We start from the raw sequence: 330 nt of genomic DNA on the forward strand, positions 1-330 counted from the left end.
GCCGGTAGATCTCGACGCGGTCGTGATCGGCGAGCACCGTGTCGAGCGGCTTGAGCTTGCCGAATACGCCGACCTTTTGCGTCCCGAGATCGATCTGAGGAAAACGCTGAAGAATGCCGCTTGCCTCGATAGCCTGTGCGAGCGTGGCGCCCGCCGGCAATTGCACGTCGACGAGCGCCTGTTCGTTCGCGAGCGCATAACAGACCTGGACGGACAGACGCTCGCTCATGCCTTGCCGTAGCGCTGGTCCGCGCGCTTCACGAAAGATTCGACGAATGTATTGGCGATGTGATTGAACACCGGCCCGATGATCTTTTCGAGGATGATGTT

At 59.7% G+C, this 330-nt stretch carries 1 protein-coding gene and 1 pseudogene; both read right to left on the reverse strand.

The window, feature by feature from the left end:
• Positions 1-229, reverse strand: a 229-nt coding sequence (locus SB753_RS35765; RefSeq protein ID WP_410804820.1) for an RnfH family protein, incomplete at its 3' end; no start/stop codon positions are given.
• Positions 226-330: pseudogene (locus SB753_RS35770) on the reverse strand (ubiquinone-binding protein); the annotation flags it as partial. The pseudogene SB753_RS35770 and the gene SB753_RS35765, both read right to left, overlap by 4 nt.

It is taken from the genome of Paraburkholderia sp. SIMBA_053 (assembly GCF_046534895.1).
Taxonomy (GTDB): Bacteria; Pseudomonadota; Gammaproteobacteria; order Burkholderiales; family Burkholderiaceae; genus Paraburkholderia; species Paraburkholderia caledonica.